Raw genomic sequence first — 15,853 nt, 5'->3', positions numbered from 1 at the left:
CTCTCGCCGTCCCTCCGCGACGACGTCAGATTATCCGCCAACAGACTTGACAGACCTCCAGAATTGGGTAGATCGGTCTACCTAATTCTGGAGAGACCGTATGACCGAGAGAATGCCTGCCAGGGAGCGCCTGCTGAATGCAGCAGCGGAGCTGTTCTACCGCGAGGGGGTGGGAGCGACGGGCATCGATGCGATCACCGCCCATGCGGGCGTCGCGAAAATGAGCCTCTACAACAATTTTTCGTCTAAGGCCGATCTCGTCAATGCGTATATGCAGCGACGTCTCGATGAGTGGCGGGACGTCTATCAGGAGCGGCTGAGGAGCGCGACGACGCCGCAGGAGCGTATCCTGGCGGTGTTCGACTCCTATGTGGACCATGCGGCCCTTGCCTATGCGTGGGGGTTTCGAGGCTGCGGGCTCCTCAACGCCGCCGCGGAGCTTCCCGTCGGCGACCCCGGCCGGGCAGTGGTCGCGGTCCAGAAGGAAGAGGTGGAGCGGCTGTTCAGGGAACACCTCCTCGAGATGCAACCGGCAGCCGGCTCAGCCATCGACGAGACGGCGCAACACCTGTCTTTTCTGCTCGAGGGCGCGATGTCGCGCGCGGGCCTCGACGGGCATGACGCACGGCTGAAAACCGCGCGCAAGATCGCAACCTCGGTCTTGGACCAGTTCTGAAGGGGGAGGTTCTCCCCTCGAATCTCTCACACAACTTCTGCCACCGCCTGAAACGGACCCCATCAATGAGTGAAGCTGTTGCCGCGGTCCCGTACCGTCCGAAGAGGGGAATCTCGGCGGTTCTCGTCCTGATCATCCTCGAAGCGGCTCTGGTGATTTCCTGGAGCGCCGGCTTTGTCGGCATCCGATTTGCGATCGACCACGCGCCGATTTTTCTGATTCTTCTGTGGCGAAGCCTTGTGTCGGGCCTTGTGCTGCTTCCCTTCGCGCTTGCCATGGGGCCGGCGATCCGGTGGAAAGATGCCTTGTCGCAGATGCTGTTCGGCGCGCTGGCGATGTCCGGTTACCTCGCCGGGTTTGCGCTTGCGATTTCCTATGGGGTGCCAACCGGTCTCGTCGCCTTGATCGCGGACATGCTGCCGCTGGCGGTGGCGATATTGTCCTGTCCGGTCCTCGGGCAGGCGTTGACCGCGCGCCAGTGGCTCGGCTCCATCCTCGGCATGGCCGGCGTGTTGATCGCCTCTGGCTGGTCGCTCAACATGGGCGACGTATCGCTCTGGGCCTATGGCCTCCCTGTTCTCGGCACGCTTTCGCTCGCAATGGCAACGCTGCTGCAGAAACGCAGCCCGACCAATTCCATGCCCGTCTACCAGAGTCTGTGCATCCAATGCCTTTCGGCGGCCGCGATCTTCGCGGTATTCGCCTGGCACGAAGGAGGCGTTCTCCCCGTGCTCGACACGGGCTTTATCGGCGGCATCCTCTGGCTCGTCTTCGTCGCGACCTTCGGGGCATGGAGCCTCTACTATATCGCGCTTCGCAAATCCTCTCCGGCCCGGGTTACCGCCATCCTCTATCTCAGCCCGCCGGTGACGATGATCTGGGCCTGGGTGATGTTCGGCGAACCCTTGTCCTTTGCGATGGCCGGGGGCTTGGTCGTTTCGCTGATCGGCATCATTATCGTCGCGCGATCGCAAAAACCGGCTCATGTGCCCTAGGCCACGGCTCCGTCCAACGAACCCCGAGAGCTAAGACCTACCGCCTCCATGCACGGCAACGACGGCAAGTGCGGGCGTGCGTGTCGCGAGCTTACGAAGCCAAGGGACTACGTCTTTACGGGACATGGGAAGTGGTGAGGGGGCAATCCGACGGGTGGACACGCCAGGTTGCGATTACCCCTAAAATGTTACTGGAAAACGAGAAAAAATCTGGCAGGTTGTACCCATATTGTTAAGTGGTTTTAGAACGTTTTCAGGGCCCACTTCCCCGGAAGTGGGCTTCTTTCATTCTTCCGCATGATAGCTCTCGTCGCCTATCAACGAACAACGAGCACGCTGGCGTAGGCAACTCCATTGCCGACGCAAGCACGGGTTGATCTAGCCCTATCGGTTAGTAGACAAATCAGTCAATTCTGGCACGATTGGGTCGCCAACATAATTGGCGTCAAACTCAGGGCCCGCCGGATTCCCGATCATTCCATGTGGCGGGCTCCTTTTCCCCAGCTTCCGCAGCGCAAACGCAGACGAGCTTCGGCACGGCCGGCTGTCGCGTAATAATCCTTATAGGCTAGTAGACATGCAATTTTAGTTTGGCAAAATGATTCGGCTACAACTTTGTAGCGTCATACCATCACCCATTCCTTTTCAGTAGCAATTTAGAGCAGAGCCCCTGAGAGATGACTGGGGGCTCTGTTTGCTAACGCGTTGGGGTTAAACCTGCCGATCGGCCTAATACACGCCTGTCTGAGCCAGGCAGGAGCCTGTTACTCACCTTCCGGCTGTCGTGCGTCAGGGGCCGGGCCGCCTTCCAGGAAGGCTACGACCTCGGCCTGCATGTCGAGACACAGGTTCTGGTATTCGAGCAGCAGTTCCTCCCGCCGAGGATACTCGTTGCGCAGGCTTTCAATGGCCCCTGAAGCAAGAGCATAGGCCTCGAACAGGTCTTCCATCTCCCGGTCCTTGAGGGCACGAAGCTGCTGTCGATGACGTGGTAGAGCCAGTGCGAGTCTTGCTCTTCCGTTGCGCACTAAAGCGTGTCGCGGCTTTTGAGATTCAGGATTCTCAAATCAGTGGAGATGTGATTCCCTTTGATTGACAGAGGGAGGAGCGCCGTGGGCAAATCACATCCGATCGCGTTGCGTGTGCGTGTTGTTGCGTTTGTCGAGGAAGGCCATAGCCATCGAGAGGCGGCTCGGCACTTCCGCGTGTCGCCGCGTTTTGTGAACAATCTGATGATCCTGAAACGCGCGACCGGATCGCTTGCGCCCCGGCGGCAAGGTCATCTGGGTGGCGGCAAGTTGAATGCCCATGATGCATGGATGCGCGAGCGCCTGGCGGAGAATGGCGAGTTGACGCTGGACGAGCTGTGCGTGGAACTGGCTGGCCGCGGCGTCCTCGTGCACCGCTCCAATGTCGGCCGTTTTCTCCATCGGCTCGGGCTGAGCCACAAAAAAAAGCCTGCGGGCAAGCGAGCATCGACGCCCGGAGATCGCGCGAGCCCGTGAGTTGTGGATCAGGCGGCGCCGGCGTTTCTTCAACAAGGCACTGGCGCGGCTGATTTTTATCGATGAAACATCGACCAACACAAAGCTGACCAAGCGCTCAGGATGGTCACCGAGAGGGCGGCGCTACCGCAGTCACGCGCCATTCGGTTCGTGGAAAACACAGACCTTCATCGCCGGCCTGCGCTCGCATGGAATGGTTGCGCCCTGGATCGTCAATGCGCCGATGAACCGGCGCATCTTCGACACCTGGGTCGAAACGCAACTCGCCCCGACCCTGTCACCGGGTGACGTCGTCATTCTCGACAATGTCGGCTTCCATAGGAGCGAACGGGCCGAGGACCTGGTCAAAGCGCGCGGCGCTTGGCTGTTGTTCCTGCCGCCCTATTCGCCCGATCTCAACCCGATCGAGATGGCCTTCTCCAAACTCAAGACACTCTTGCGAAAACGCGCCGCCCGCAGCTTTGACGCCATCGCACAGGCGCTCGGCGACATCTGCAACCTCTTCTCCGTCACAGAATGCCGCAACTACTTCAAGGCTGCCGGATATGAGGCCGATTAAACGCGATACGCTTTAGAGACATTGCCGCAATCCGGCAGTGCCCGCCGGATTGCGGACACTGCTGCTGTTCGGTGTGACGTGTACGCCGACCTCGGATAAAGGACGACTTCGTATAAATACCGAAGCTCACACTTTGTTCCGCGACAGGGAAGGAATGGCCGATCGGCCGATTACGGCTTGCCCTGCGCGGCGCGCATGAGGTTGTCGCGCAGCCGCGCCACGCTTTGCTGGACCTCGTCAAATTCTTCTCCAAGCCCGGTGGCATCCGTCAATGACGCGCCGGGATCGGCGTCTGCAAGGCTGCGGCCGGCGGGTGTCAGGCTCACCCGAACCTGCCGCTCGTCTTCCGGATCGCGGCGACGGCTGATCAGACCGATCTGCTCGAGCTTCTTGAGGATCGGCGTCAACGTGTTGGATTCGAGGAACATCTTTTCACCGAGTTCGCCGACCGTCTGGTCGTCCTTCTCGGAGAGTGCCACCAGGGCGATGTACTGGGTATAGGTGAGGCCAAGCTCGTCCAGGAGCGGCTTGTAGGCGCGGCCGAAGGCAAGATTTGCCGAGTAGATCGCGAAGCACAGAAAATTCGCCAGTTTCGATTTTTCCTTGCCTGCTTGCGGGAGAGCGGGCGTGGCCGCATCCGGGCTCTTTGCTGTCTGGGAGGGGGTCATGGGCATATCCAATCCGGTTCTTGCTGTCGGTCATTATATAAATCGCATCCGATTAAATCGCAACAGTGTTGATGCGGGTTCGAGAGATCCGTATTAAGTTCGCATCCGCTTTAAACTGATGCGATTAAAATCAACAAAAGGACATTTAACGCTGTAAGTGGCGTCGTCCGGGACGCTTGGTCGATAGGGACAGACGGTGCGCAAAGAATCGAAGCGCCGCGACCATGGGAGCGTCAGGCCCCCGCCGCGGCGTAATACTTTGTGATGCTCGGTAGGATGGATATCGCGCACCAGTATTGCCGCTGTAGGTGGATTCTGCGCGAGTAGGATGCTAGGTTGAACAACTTCTTCTTGCAGCGCGTCGGGGGATGCCATGCTTCGGTTAGGCAGGAAGTATCAACACCTGGCTCACGGCGCGGGATGCGCCTGCTTCAGTCCCGTTCTCCAGGAAGCCTCACGTCGTCTCGATGCGTTCTCGCGACGGTACTTTCTCGCGGGGGCTGGAGCGGCGGCAATGGCCGGAATGATGCCTGCGCCATCCTTTGCCCAGGGGCCGGTCTCCAAGGTTCTCCTGAGCAAGGTTCGGTTGTTCGATGGCAAGTCCGACACATTGCGGGCAGGGGTCCAGGTCCTGATCGAGGGCAACAGGATCGCGTCCGTCGACACGACGAACAGCCCGCCGCCGTCCGACGCGACCGTCATCGACTGCGGCGATCGCGTTCTGATGCCTGGCATGATCGATGCCCACTGGCACACCTTGTATGCAGCTGTTCCTTTGGCGGTTATAGCGACCGGCGATCCCGGCTTCGTCTTCTCCGCGTCCACGGCTGAAGCCGAACGGACCCTCATGCGCGGCTTTACCACCGTACGCGATCTGGGCAGTCCGGTCTTCTCGTTCAAGCAAGCGATCGACAGCGGGGTGATACCCGGTCCCCGCATCTTTCCGTCAGGTGCGATGATCACGACCTCCGGCGGGCATGGCGACCTTCGCATGCCGAGCGAGATTCCGCCCGACTCAGGGCGGCTCAGCGTGAGCGAACTGGTGGGTGCCGCAGCGATCGCCGACAGTATCGGAGACTTGAAGCAACGCGTACGGGAGCAGCTGCTGCAGGGCGCCTCGCAGGTCAAAATCGTCGGCGGCGGTGGTGTGTCGTCTCCGCGCAGTCCCCTCGACATGTCCACGTTCAGCGAGGACGAGCTCCGTGCGGCGATCGACGTTGCCCGCGACTGGAACACCTACGTCACTGTCCATGCCTATGCCCCGAACACCGTCCAGCGGGCCATCGCGGCGGGAGCAGCCTGCGTCGAGCACGCGCATCTGATGGACGAAGAGACAGCAAGGATCATGGCAGAAAAGGGGGTCTGGCTCAGCACCCAGCCTTTCCTGTCGACTGAGGATGTCGCTCCGCAGTCAGGGCCATCCGCCGAACGCATGCATCAGGTGTTTGCCGGGACTCCGAGGATCTACGAGCTTATTCGGAAGCACGGGATCAAGGCGGCGTGGGGTTCGGACGTCCTGTTCTCACCTGAAATAACACCGCGCCAGGGCATCATGCTGACCCATCTCAGCAACTGGTACACGAACGCGGAGACGCTGCGCATGGCGACATCGGTCAATGCGGAGCTGCTTGCGCTTTCCAACCTTCGCACACCGTACCCTGGCAAGCTGGGTGTCATTGAGGAAGGCGCGTTCGCGGACATGCTGGTTCTGGATGGCAATCCGCTCGAGGACATTCACCTGATCGAAGACCCGGCAAAGAACCTGGTCGTCATCATGAAAGATGGCAGGATCCACAAGAACACGCTGTGAGCTGTCCCGCGCTCTCGCCTCTTTGCATCTGGCGCTCCATTGGGGACCGCCGCAGCCCGTGCTTCCTTTCGACATGCGGTACCCCTGCGGGAGAGCGATCGGCCTGACGTCCCGACAGACAAGTGGAATTTATCTGGGAGGTGGAGCGCGTGCGGGCCGCAGGATACAAGGCAATTTACACCACCCAAATGCTGATCGTGGCTGTGCTCTTCGTCGCGATGCTCTCGGTGGCGAGTTCGGTTTTTGCGCCCGTTGCTTTCGCGCTGTTCATCATCGCGCTCGTATGGCCGGTGCAGCGCCGGTTGCAGGTCGTGCTCCCCCACTATCTGGCGTTCGTCATCAGCTTCCTGATGGTCGTGCTAGCCTTCCTCGCATTCGGCTGGCTCATAGCCTGGGCATTCGGGCAGGTCGGCCGGTGGATCATCGCGGATGCCGCGCGTTTTCAGCAGCTCTATGACGACGTTCGCCTCTGGCTCGAGGAACGTGGCGTCGTCGTCGACGTACTTTGGTCGGACAACTTCGGCGTCGGCTGGATTTTGCGTACGGTACAGACCGTAAGCGGCCGCCTTAACAGCACTTTCAGTTTCTGGCTGATCGCTCTGGTCTATGTCCTGCTCGGGCTGATGGAGATCGAGGCCTTCGAGCGCAGGATCGGGGCGCTGCGAAACCGGACCGCCAGTGCATTGCTTCTTCATGGCAGCCGACTAACAGCCATGAAGATCCGCCGCTACATGATGATCAGGACGGCGATGAGTGTCGTCACCGGGCTTCTGGTCTGGATTTTCGCCCGCGCCGTCGGGCTGTCTCTCGCCGAGGAGTGGGGCTTCATTGCGTTCGCTCTCAACTACATCCCGTTTCTGGGACCGCTCTTCGCCACCCTGTTCCCGACGCTGTTTGCCCTTATCCAGTTCGGCACTGCGGAAAGCGTCTTGCTGGTCTTCGTGGGGTTGAATGTCATTCAGTTCGTTGTGAGCAGTTATGTCGAGCCACGCGTTGCGGGCAGCGCGCTGTCGGTGTCACCCGTCATTGTCCTGTTCTCCGTTCTCTTGTGGGGCTATCTCTGGGGAATCTTTGGCGCCTTCATCGGCGTGCCGATCACGATAGCGCTGTTGACCTTCTGCAGCCAGCATCCGTCCAGCAAATGGATTTCGGAATTGTTGGGCGAGGATGTGGACGCCGATCAAGTCGTTGACGCCAAGGGGGCGAAGCGGTGATCGCCGGCCGCGACTGCGGCCAGCATGGCGAGGTTGGAACAAGCGTGCTGACCCGGTTGCGGACCTCGGCGGGCGTCATGTAGCCTGCCGGGCGAAGACAGGAGGACGCCATGGCTGACGCGAGTTTCGGCACCGCCCGGATGCTGACCGGCAGATGCCTGTGCGGGGCAGTCGAATACCGGGTGGCGGACCGGTTCGAATATGCAATGAACTGCCATTGCTCGAATTGCCGGCGCGCGACGGGTTCGGCCTTCAAGCCGTTCGCCGGCGTCAGGCGCGGCGAACTCAGCCTCGTTCGGGGCGAGGAAGCGCGCCTGATTTATGGCGATGAGGCTGACGTACACGACATCCACTGTGCCGCCTGCGGCTCCCTGCTTTATTCCGTCGTGCGCGAGGGCGCCTATGCGCATGTGACGCTCGGTACCCTCGTCGACGCACCGGCGATCCGGCCCTCGGCGCATATTTTCGTTGGATCGAAGGCGGCATGGTTCCAGATCACCGACGATCTGCCGCAATACGAACGCTTTCCCGACGATTGAGGCGCGGCGCCGCGCGATCAGACCGTCACGACGATCTTGCCGAATTGTTCGTTCGACTCGAGAAAGCGATGCGCATCGACGATCTCTTCGAACGGAAAGATCCTGGCGATCATCGGCCGGAGCGAACCGTCCGCCAGCCCCTCGAGGATGAAGGCTTTGGCCGCCGCAAGCCGCGCCGGATCGGAGATGATCTCGTGGACGAGGTAGCCGCGCAGCGTCAGGCTCTTGCTCAATACGGCAAAGAGCGGGAAGGGCGTGGGCTCGGGGCTCAGGCCGCCATATTCGATGAGGATGCCGCCCCGTGACATCGCGGCCGTCAGCGGCTCGAAGGCGGGGCCGCCGACCGCGTCGAACACCACGCGCACGCCGGCCGCGCCGGGAATCTCCGCCAATCGGGCTTCCAGATCCTCCTCGGCGGAGGCGATGACATGAGCGGCGCCGAAGTCGGTCAGGGCCTGCTTCTTGCCGGAGGTCCGCGTGACGGCGATCGCGGTGGCGCCGACCCTGTTGGCGATCTCGATCGCGGCGAGCCCGACGCTGCTCGATGCGGCGGTGATGACGACGAAATCGTCGCGGCGCAGTCCGGCGATGTCGACCAGCGCGCCATAGGCGGTGAGATAGGGCATCCAGACGGCGGCCGCCGCCTCGAAGCCGAGCGATGGCGGGTGCTTGACGACGAGCCTCGCCGGAAAATTGGCAAGCTCGCCATAGGCGGGCCAGCGGACCATCGACGGTGGCGGCACGACGCTGACGGCGTCGCCCGGTGCGAAACTCTCCACGCCTTCGCCGAGGGTTTCCACGATGCCTGCCGCCTCGAGGCCGAGACCGGAGGGCAACGTGGGCGTCTCGATATAGCCGCCGGCGCGGATCAGCGCCTCGGCCCGGTTGAGGCCAAGCGCCTTGACGCGGATTTGGACCTCGCCAAGACCTGGCGCCGGAACGTCGACGTCCTCGATGCGAAGGACCTCGGGACCACCAAGCTTATGAAAGCGAACGACACGGACCATAGGCGCAACTCCAAAGCAATTGAACTGAATGAGCTATGCCAACGCGTTATTGGCGGATAAATAGCTTGATGTGCAGGACAGAAGAAACCCGGAGTTTTGAATATGGACCGCCTTGCGAGCATGGCCGTCTTCGTCAAAGCCGTCGACCTCGGCTCGTTTGCGGCCGCTGCGAGCGCGCTCGAACTGTCCGGGCCGATGGTCGGCAAGCATGTCCGGTTCCTCGAAGAGCGGCTCGGCGTGCGTCTCCTCAATCGCACGACGCGGCGCCAGAGCCTGACGGACTTCGGGCGCGCCTATTATGAGCGCTGCCGTGTCGTGCTCGCCGAAGCCGAGGCTGCGGATGCGCTCGCTGCCGACCATCTTTCCGAGCCGCGCGGACGGCTCCGGGTCACGATGCCGGCGCTGTTCGGGCGGCGCTGTGTGGTCCCCATCCTGCTCAAGCTTGCCGAGCGATATCCGGCGCTCGAACTCGACCTGTCGTTCAGCGATAACTTCGCCGACCTCGCGGGCGATGGTTATGACCTCGCGATCCGCAGCCTTGGGGCGGGCAGCGGCAATCTCGACGACCGCGCCGGGACGATCATGCGCCGCGTCGCGCGTCACCACATGGTCATCTGCGGCTCGCCATCCTATCTGGACAGGCACGGCCGGCCACGGCAGATCGAGGATCTCGGCAGCCACCAGGGCATCATCTACAGCCGGTCGGGTCGTGTTCACCCCTGGCTGTTCCCGCGCGACGATGGTGCTCCGGCGGAGGTGACACCGCTCAACCGCCTGCGCCTCGACGATCTCGATGCGATCGCCGACGCTGCCGTCGCCGGCATGGGCCTCGCCTGGCTTCCCGGCTGGCTCGTCCGCGAACGCATCCGGGCAGGCGCACTCGTGCCGCTGCTGTCCGACCAGCCCGGGCTTCACTACGACAACTATGCGCTCTGGCTGCAGACGCCGCATCTGCCGCTGAAAGTACGCTATGCGGTCGATGCGCTGGCGGCCCGGTTGCCCACGTTGATGACGTGAAGGTGCTGGCCCTCGAGGGACGCGGGCCGTTGCTTCATTTCATCGGAAAGCCGCGCGGTAGTGTGGCGGTACAATGAGGCGCTGGACTCTATCCACAATCACCGTGATCCGGACCCTGCCGGGGTGCATTCGAATGCTGCGACAGGCCGGGAAAACCCTTTGAGCCGCCGACGTTTCGTCGCGCTGAAGGCGTCAGGGCTGCCAAACTCGCGGTACACATTCTCCGAAACAAGGGTCTGATCCGCGGCGGCAGCCGAACACAGGCGGGCCGCGAGTTGTACGGTGGTGCCGAAGAGGTCGTTGCTGTCCTCGACCGGCTCTCCGCTATCGATACCGATGCGGATGTGGATCGGTTCTGCGTTTCCGCTGTTGTAGCGTCGGAAGTCCCAGTGGATCGCGGTTGCGCACTCGACGGCGTGCTTCGTCGACGCGAAGGACGCCATGATCCCGTCGCCGGTGTGCTTCACCTCGCGCCCGCCAAAGTCGTTCAGGCACCTGCGCACGATCGAATCGTGTGCTCTCACCAGTTCGGTGGCCATGCGGTCGCCGAGGCGCGCCGTCATTTCCGTGGAGCCGACAATATCGGTGAACATGATGGCGCGATGGCCGCAGTCGCTATTGTCCTGCGGATGGTCGGCGAGCGGCTCCGGGTCCTGGATGCGACCGAGAAAAGCCTCGACCGCCGAAAGCGCGACCTCGACGATCTCGCCGGCAACATGGCCATGCGCCTCGCGATGCACGCACTGGGCGGTTTCCTTGTCCGGGGCATCGACGAGGCAGAAAGTGGTGCCGCGCTGCTGGTCGAACCAGTAGGTGAGGAATTTTACGCCGTACTGATCCTGGATTTCGAGATCCTTGCGATGCGCCTCGGCGACATCGGCCGCCGTGTACCCCTTGAGGTCATGCCGGTCCATGAAAATGGCCATCACCGTCCCCGTTGCTACCGCATCTCGCGCGTTGCAGTTTATGTGCGATCCCATTGTTGAGCAATCGCTAAAGTCCTAAATGTCGGTCGGCCGCGGCGAGGCTTCCTGGTTGCGGCTGTCGTGTGCTGCGCCGTCCGCGACGCAACGCTGTAGCTTGGCCTTTGCGTCGCCCGTTAAATCCTGGCCGATTTAAGGATAAAACTGTGGAGCAGGCGGTCCATGAAAGCGGGCGCACGCATGGGGCCTTCGTCCGCGCTGGCCCACGGAGGAAAAGCAAGTTCGATGACGAGTTCAGAGACTGAGGTTCTGATCGTCGGCGCCGGGCCGACAGGGCTCGTCCTGGCGCTGTGGCTGAAGCGGCTCGGCGTCGGTCTCCGCATCATCGACAAGGCACCCGCGCCGGGCGAGACCTCGCGGGCGATCGCGGTGCAGGCGCGCACGCTCGAATTCTACCGCCAGTTCGGCATCGTGGACGACGCGCTGGCGGCCGGCATCCGAGTGGAGCGGCTGGCCATGCGCACGCCCTCGGGGACCGCCGCAACGTTGAAGCTCGGCGATTTCGGCGCCGGGCTCAGCCCCTATCCCTTCGCCTTCGCGCTGCCGCAGGACATCCACGAGCGCATCCTGATCGGCCATCTCGAAAAGGCCGGCGTTGCCGTCGAGCGGCCGGCGGAACTCGTCGGCTTCGAGCAGGATCCGGCGGGCGTAACCGCGACGGTCATGAAGGACGGCGCAAGCGAGGTCATCCGGGCCGCCTATCTCTGTGGTGCGGACGGTGCGAGCAGCACGGTGCGCCACGGCCTGAAGCTCGGCTTTCCAGGCGGCACCTACGAGCAGTGCTTTTATGTTGCCGACGTCGAGGCGGGGAATGCTCCGAGCGGCCTCAACGTCAGCCTCGATACGCACGGATTCGCGATCGTGCTGCCGGTGCGCCAGTCGGGCTCGGTGCGGCTGATCGGCGTCGTGCCGGACGCAGACGCGGCGAGCGAGGCGATAGGCTTCGAGACCATCCGCGCCGAGGTCGAGCGGATCACCGGCGTCACGGTCAGCGCGGTCAACTGGTTCTCGACCTATCGGCTCCACCACCGGGTTGCCGAGCATTTTCGCGTGGCCCGGGTGTTCCTTGCCGGTGACGCCGGCCATATCCACAGCCCGGCCGGCGGGCAGGGCATGAACACCGGCATCGGCGATGCGGTGAACCTCGGCTGGAAGCTCGCCGCCGTTCTTGGCGGGCGCGGGGACGCACGGCTGCTCGACAGCTACGAACCGGAGCGGATCGTGTTTGCCCGGCGGCTGATCAAGAGCACCGACCAGGTGTTCCGGGTGATCACCAGCCGCTCGGCGCTCGTCGGCCTCTGGCGGCGCTACCTCCTGCCGAAGATGATCGCGCTCTTCGTCGCGAACAGGGCGGGCGCGCGGCTTGCCTTCAGGACGGTGTCGCAGATCGGCATTGCCTATGGGGACAGCTTCCTCAGTCGCGGCGCGGCCGGGCGCGTGCGCGGCGGCGATCGGCTGCCCTACGTCGAGGGGCTGGCCGATGTTGGCGAGGGCGACAATTTCGCGCCGCTTTCCTCGCTCGACTGGCAAATCCACGTCTACGGCGCGGCGAGCCCGGCCTTCCGCGCGGCAATTGCCCCAACCGGGATTCCGATCCACGCCTTTGCCTGGACGCCGGGCGCCGGAGAGGCGGGCTTGAGCCGCGACGCCGCGTATCTCGTGCGTCCGGACGGCCATGTGGCGGTGGCCGTGGACAGCCAGGACCCGGCGCCTTTGCTCGGCTATATCGCGGAGTTCGCCATCAAGATCAGCGCGGCGACGCCCGAGGCGCAGTGAGGCGCTTGCTCGCGCGTAGCGCTTTTTGCCTTGCCGCCCGCGCGATGGCATTGCAAGGTCTTTCGTGGAGCGCCGCGATGCCTGCGGATGACTTCGTGAGTGCGACACGACATTTGAAATGCGTGTGATTCCTTCGCAAGGGCTGGTCGGTTCTCCATAGCCACACGCGATAGCGCCAGCGCGTCCAATCAAGAGGCGCAGGTCGCTGTAGCATTTTGAATTTCTGCATGATTTTCTTCTTGAATCAGTTCCGATTTGAGGAATCATGCGGCACCGGCGAGGGGAAATGCATGACACGGCGCTACGCGATCTACGACGTCTTCACCGAGAAGCGTCTGGAGGGTAATCCTCTCGCCGTAGTGTTCGATGGCGATGGCCTGAGCGACGGGGCCATGCAGGCGATTGCCCAGGAATTCAATCTTTCGGAAACGGTGTTCGTGCAGCGGCCGGGAAGTGCCGCCCATTCGGCGCGGCTGAAGATTTTCACGCCAACGCATGAACTGCCCTTTGCCGGCCATCCGACCGTCGGCGCCGCCGTGGCGCTGGCGGAAGCCAACCATGGCGACTACGGCGAGCCGCTCGACCTGATGCAGGTGCTCGAGGAACGGGTGGGTCCGGTGCGCTCGGCGGTACGGCTGAAGCCGGGGGAGGCGACCTTTGCCGAGTTCGACCTGCCGCGCAAGCCGGGCCGGCTCGACGCGCGCTTCGACAAGCAGGCGATCGCCGACGCGCTGAGCCTGAAGGCAACGCAGATCGGCTTCGAGAACCACGTGATCTCGTTCTGGACCGCCGGCGTGCCCTTCGTCATGGTCCCGCTGCACGACGTCGGCGCGGCGGCGGCGGTGGAGTTCGACGCGCAACGCTGGGAACAGCTTGCGCCGATGGCCGAAGGCAGGCTCGCCAACGCCTATCTCTACTGCCGCGGCGGCGTCAACCACATGGCGCGTTTCCACGCCCGCATGTTCAAGCCGGATATGCGGGAGGATCCGGCGACCGGCTCGGCCGTCGCTGCCCTCGCCGGCGCCATCAACCTCTTCGACGAGTTGGTCGACGGGCACCATCCGATCCTGATCGAGCAGGGGGTGGAGATGGGGCGGCCATCCTTCATCCACCTGCATCTCGACATCGCCGGCGGCAAGATCGCGACCGCCCGTATCGGCGGTCATGCGGTCAAGGTTGCGGGCGGCGAACTGGCGATCTGATCTTCATCTCAGGGCAAGGTGCGTGCTCATCGGTGTGCGGAGGAAGCAAAGGCATGGCATTGCGCATAGTTTCGCTGAACGCCTGGGGCGGCCGGGTGCATGCGCCGCTGCTGCGCTATCTTGCCGAGATCGACCCGGATGTGCTCTGCCTGCAGGAAGTGACCCGCACGGTCGCGTGTGGGGCCGACTGGCTGATCTACCGCGATCGCGGGCTCGAACTGCCGCAGCGCGCCAATCTCTTTGCCGAGATCGCCGCCGTGCTTCCGGGGCATGACGGGTTCTTTTGCCCGACGGCGAGGGGCGAGCTCTCCGACGGTGAGGATGTGGTTCACTCCGAGTTCGGGCTCGCGACCTTCGTGCGCAAGTCCTTGCCGGTCATCGGCCAGGCGCTCGACTTCGTCCACGGCAGCTTCTCGGCCAACGGCTGGGGCGCGCATCCGCGGGCGCGAAACGCCCACTGCCTGCGGCTGATGAACTACGAGGACGGCTTCACCATCACCATCGCCCATATGCATGGCCTGCGCGACATTGCCGGCAAAGAGGACACGCCGGCGCGCCGGGCGCAGGCGGAGGCGTTAGTGGGCCTGGTGGAGCGGGTCCGGCACGACAACGAGCGGCTGGTCGTCTGCGGCGACTTCAATGTCCTGCCGGGAAGCGAGACCTTCGAGGTGCTGGGGAAGCTCGGGCTTACCGATCTCGTGACGTCACGCGGCTTCACGGATACCCGGACCTCCCACTATGAAAAGAAGAACCGCTTCGCCGACTACCTGCTGGTGACGCCGGAGGTGAAGGTGCTCCACTTCGACGTCGTCGAAGAGCCGGAAGTTTCCGACCATCGGGCGCTGCTCGTAGAAGTGGGATAGGGCGGCGGCCGTGCGCCGCATGTCCTTTCGGGCGCGCTCATATGTGACAGCAGCGTGCTGCATCTCCTTTGTGGCGGTACGGCAAGGTTCTGCCGGGCCCTCATTCCTGTGCCTGTCACAGGAATCCAGCCACGGCGCGTCCGCGCCGTGAATGACTCCGTCTCGCACCGACACAGGGGCTGCCAGTGTTGTGATTCCACATCTGTTACGTCCATGATTCTCTCGCGCCCAAGGACTTGAGCGCGCCGGATTCCTGTGACGAGCACAGGAATGAGGTGGGTGGGGTGCCCGTGGCGCGCAAAAGGTTGATGCAACAGTTTGAATTGTTGCACGGGTTTCATCCTTCACCGGTTCCGATCCGGGGATCACGCAGCGGCAGCCGACCGGATCGCCACCGGAACACCCTTCTGCAGCGTGTTGGCGACCATGCAGATAGCCTTGGCGCGGTCGATGATCTCCTGCGGATCGGAGCCGTCGAGCGTTTCGCAGTGGACCGACATGGCCGCGGCCGTCGTCAGCAACGGTTCGCCTTCGAGTTCGATCGTGACGCTAACGGCGATCTTGCCGAGGGCGGCGCCCATCTGGTGCGCGGCGTAACGCAGGTCGTTGCAGAAGCAGCCGCCAAGTGCCAGGGCCAACAGTTGCGCGCCATTGAAGCCAAGCCCGCGGCCTCCCGCCTTGCCCTCTGGCCGATCGACCACCACCGTGTGGCTGCCGGCCCATCCGATCGCCGCCTCCGTACCTTCGACATTGCGCAATTCAACCGTCATGGACGCCATTTTCTTGCTCCTTCAGAAGCCCGACCCGATGAGCCCAGTCTAGAGCGGGACGGGGATAAGCGTGAGCGGTTTCGCGCACACACGGCGCCGCCCCGACAGCGGGAAAGGGCCAGGCGGCGTCGTGCACGCCACCCGCATCACAGGCTTCGCGGCCACGCTGTGAACCGTTGAAAAATTTCCCAAAAATTTTGCAAAGGGTGCTGGACAAGCCGGGCGAACGCCATTATACGCCCCACCAGACCGCAGCGACGCGGTTCTGG

16 protein-coding genes are annotated in these 15,853 nt (G+C 63.0%); 11 read left to right on the top strand and 5 right to left on the bottom strand.

Features of this window, described 5'->3' with window-relative positions; all coding sequences use genetic code 11:
• Window positions 1-100 precede the first annotated feature (100 nt).
• The gene (locus tag FKV68_RS12865) at window positions 101-676 is read left to right on the top strand and encodes a TetR/AcrR family transcriptional regulator (RefSeq protein ID WP_180938207.1); all 576 of its coding nucleotides are present in this window, start codon (window positions 101-103) and stop codon (window positions 674-676) included.
• A gap of 65 nt (window positions 677-741) precedes the next feature.
• Window positions 742-1,671, top strand: coding sequence for a DMT family transporter (locus tag FKV68_RS12860; RefSeq protein ID WP_180938206.1), 930 nt, complete (start codon window positions 742-744; stop codon window positions 1,669-1,671).
• A gap of 764 nt (window positions 1,672-2,435) precedes the next feature.
• Here the strand turns inward: FKV68_RS12860 and FKV68_RS12855 are convergent.
• Complete coding sequence (locus tag FKV68_RS12855; RefSeq protein WP_245181896.1) at window positions 2,436-2,621, bottom strand: hypothetical protein; 186 nt, start codon at window positions 2,619-2,621, stop codon at window positions 2,436-2,438.
• A 162-nt stretch (window positions 2,622-2,783) separates the two neighbouring features.
• Between FKV68_RS12855 and FKV68_RS33085 the strand changes: the two genes are divergently transcribed.
• Both FKV68_RS33085 and FKV68_RS33080 read left to right on the top strand, forming a co-directional pair.
• A complete protein-coding gene (locus FKV68_RS33085) occupies window positions 2,784-3,176 on the top strand; it encodes a helix-turn-helix domain-containing protein (protein WP_246452504.1) in 393 nt (130 codons plus the stop codon).
• Between the two features lies 1 nt (window position 3,177).
• Entirely contained in the window at window positions 3,178-3,735 is a 558-nt protein-coding gene (locus FKV68_RS33080) for an IS630 family transposase (RefSeq protein ID WP_245182071.1), read from the top strand.
• A gap of 170 nt (window positions 3,736-3,905) precedes the next feature.
• Here the strand turns inward: FKV68_RS33080 and FKV68_RS12845 are convergent, their stop codons facing one another.
• Window positions 3,906-4,403, bottom strand: coding sequence for a MarR family winged helix-turn-helix transcriptional regulator (locus tag FKV68_RS12845; RefSeq protein WP_180938204.1), 498 nt, complete (start codon window positions 4,401-4,403; stop codon window positions 3,906-3,908).
• Between the two features lie 373 nt (window positions 4,404-4,776).
• Between FKV68_RS12845 and FKV68_RS12840 the strand changes: the two genes are divergently transcribed.
• From FKV68_RS12840 to FKV68_RS12830, 3 genes are all read left to right on the top strand, one after another.
• On the top strand, window positions 4,777-6,213 hold the full coding sequence (locus FKV68_RS12840; RefSeq protein ID WP_180938203.1) for a metal-dependent hydrolase family protein: 1,437 nt from the start codon (window positions 4,777-4,779) through the stop codon (window positions 6,211-6,213).
• A 149-nt stretch (window positions 6,214-6,362) separates the two neighbouring features.
• A complete protein-coding gene (locus FKV68_RS12835; RefSeq protein WP_180941493.1) occupies window positions 6,363-7,427 on the top strand; it encodes an AI-2E family transporter in 1,065 nt (354 codons plus the stop codon).
• Window positions 7,428-7,537: 110 nt separating this feature from the next.
• Window positions 7,538-7,966, top strand: a complete 429-nt coding sequence (locus FKV68_RS12830) for a GFA family protein (RefSeq protein ID WP_180938202.1) — start codon at window positions 7,538-7,540, stop codon at window positions 7,964-7,966.
• 17 nt (window positions 7,967-7,983) lie between these two features.
• Here FKV68_RS12830 and FKV68_RS12825 read toward each other — a convergent pair whose 3' ends face one another.
• The gene (locus FKV68_RS12825; RefSeq protein ID WP_180938201.1) at window positions 7,984-8,973 is read right to left on the bottom strand and encodes a zinc-dependent alcohol dehydrogenase family protein; all 990 of its coding nucleotides are present in this window, start codon (window positions 8,971-8,973) and stop codon (window positions 7,984-7,986) included.
• 102 nt (window positions 8,974-9,075) lie between these two features.
• Here FKV68_RS12825 and FKV68_RS12820 point away from each other — a divergent pair, with 102 nt between their 5' ends.
• On the top strand, window positions 9,076-9,990 hold the full coding sequence (locus tag FKV68_RS12820; RefSeq protein WP_180938200.1) for a LysR family transcriptional regulator: 915 nt from the start codon (window positions 9,076-9,078) through the stop codon (window positions 9,988-9,990).
• A gap of 98 nt (window positions 9,991-10,088) precedes the next feature.
• Here the strand turns inward: FKV68_RS12820 and FKV68_RS12815 are convergent, their stop codons facing one another.
• Window positions 10,089-10,916, bottom strand: a complete 828-nt coding sequence (locus FKV68_RS12815) for a nickel-binding protein (RefSeq protein WP_180938199.1) — start codon at window positions 10,914-10,916, stop codon at window positions 10,089-10,091.
• 282 nt (window positions 10,917-11,198) lie between these two features.
• On the opposite strand from FKV68_RS12815, the gene FKV68_RS12810 reads away from it, so the two are divergent.
• The 3 genes from FKV68_RS12810 to FKV68_RS12800 all read left to right on the top strand — a co-directional run bounded on the left by FKV68_RS12810 (window position 11,199) and on the right by FKV68_RS12800 (window position 14,814).
• The gene (locus tag FKV68_RS12810; RefSeq protein ID WP_180938198.1) at window positions 11,199-12,749 is read left to right on the top strand and encodes an FAD-dependent monooxygenase; all 1,551 of its coding nucleotides are present in this window, start codon (window positions 11,199-11,201) and stop codon (window positions 12,747-12,749) included.
• 290 nt (window positions 12,750-13,039) lie between these two features.
• Window positions 13,040-13,951 carry a PhzF family phenazine biosynthesis protein gene (locus FKV68_RS12805; protein ID WP_180938197.1) on the top strand — a complete coding sequence of 304 codons (912 nt, stop codon included), beginning with the start codon at window positions 13,040-13,042 and terminating at the stop codon, window positions 13,949-13,951.
• A 59-nt stretch (window positions 13,952-14,010) separates the two neighbouring features.
• Window positions 14,011-14,814, top strand: coding sequence for an endonuclease/exonuclease/phosphatase family protein (locus tag FKV68_RS12800; protein ID WP_180941492.1), 804 nt, complete (start codon window positions 14,011-14,013; stop codon window positions 14,812-14,814).
• A gap of 365 nt (window positions 14,815-15,179) precedes the next feature.
• Here the strand turns inward: FKV68_RS12800 and FKV68_RS12795 are convergent, their stop codons facing one another.
• Entirely contained in the window at window positions 15,180-15,593 is a 414-nt protein-coding gene (locus tag FKV68_RS12795) for an OsmC family protein (RefSeq protein ID WP_180938196.1), read from the bottom strand.
• Window positions 15,594-15,853 lie beyond the last annotated feature (260 nt).

The sequence above is a fragment of the Sinorhizobium mexicanum genome, assembly GCF_013488225.1.
In the GTDB taxonomy this organism is placed as follows: Bacteria; Pseudomonadota; Alphaproteobacteria; order Rhizobiales; family Rhizobiaceae; genus Sinorhizobium; species Sinorhizobium mexicanum.
Note: the sequence above shows the minus strand (reverse complement) of the source record. Positions and strands in the feature narration are given on the sequence as shown.

What these genes read in the sequence shown, in the direction of transcription:
- FKV68_RS12865 (WP_180938207.1), top strand. Translation starts at nt 101, where the DNA reads ATGACCGAGAGAATGCCTGCCAGGGAGCGCCTGCTGAATGCAGCAGCG.
- FKV68_RS12860 (WP_180938206.1), top strand. Translation starts at nt 742, where the DNA reads ATGAGTGAAGCTGTTGCCGCGGTCCCGTACCGTCCGAAGAGGGGAATC.
- FKV68_RS12855 (WP_245181896.1), bottom strand. Translation starts at nt 2,621, where the DNA reads ATGGAAGACCTGTTCGAGGCCTATGCTCTTGCTTCAGGGGCCATTGAA.
- FKV68_RS12845 (WP_180938204.1), bottom strand. Translation starts at nt 4,403, where the DNA reads ATGACCCCCTCCCAGACAGCAAAGAGCCCGGATGCGGCCACGCCCGCT.
- FKV68_RS12840 (WP_180938203.1), top strand. Translation starts at nt 4,777, where the DNA reads ATGCTTCGGTTAGGCAGGAAGTATCAACACCTGGCTCACGGCGCGGGA.
- FKV68_RS12830 (WP_180938202.1), top strand. Translation starts at nt 7,538, where the DNA reads ATGGCTGACGCGAGTTTCGGCACCGCCCGGATGCTGACCGGCAGATGC.
- FKV68_RS12825 (WP_180938201.1), bottom strand. Translation starts at nt 8,973, where the DNA reads ATGGTCCGTGTCGTTCGCTTTCATAAGCTTGGTGGTCCCGAGGTCCTT.
- FKV68_RS12820 (WP_180938200.1), top strand. Translation starts at nt 9,076, where the DNA reads ATGGACCGCCTTGCGAGCATGGCCGTCTTCGTCAAAGCCGTCGACCTC.
- FKV68_RS12815 (WP_180938199.1), bottom strand. Translation starts at nt 10,916, where the DNA reads ATGGCCATTTTCATGGACCGGCATGACCTCAAGGGGTACACGGCGGCC.
- FKV68_RS12810 (WP_180938198.1), top strand. Translation starts at nt 11,199, where the DNA reads ATGACGAGTTCAGAGACTGAGGTTCTGATCGTCGGCGCCGGGCCGACA.
- FKV68_RS12805 (WP_180938197.1), top strand. Translation starts at nt 13,040, where the DNA reads ATGACACGGCGCTACGCGATCTACGACGTCTTCACCGAGAAGCGTCTG.
- FKV68_RS12795 (WP_180938196.1), bottom strand. Translation starts at nt 15,593, where the DNA reads ATGGCGTCCATGACGGTTGAATTGCGCAATGTCGAAGGTACGGAGGCG.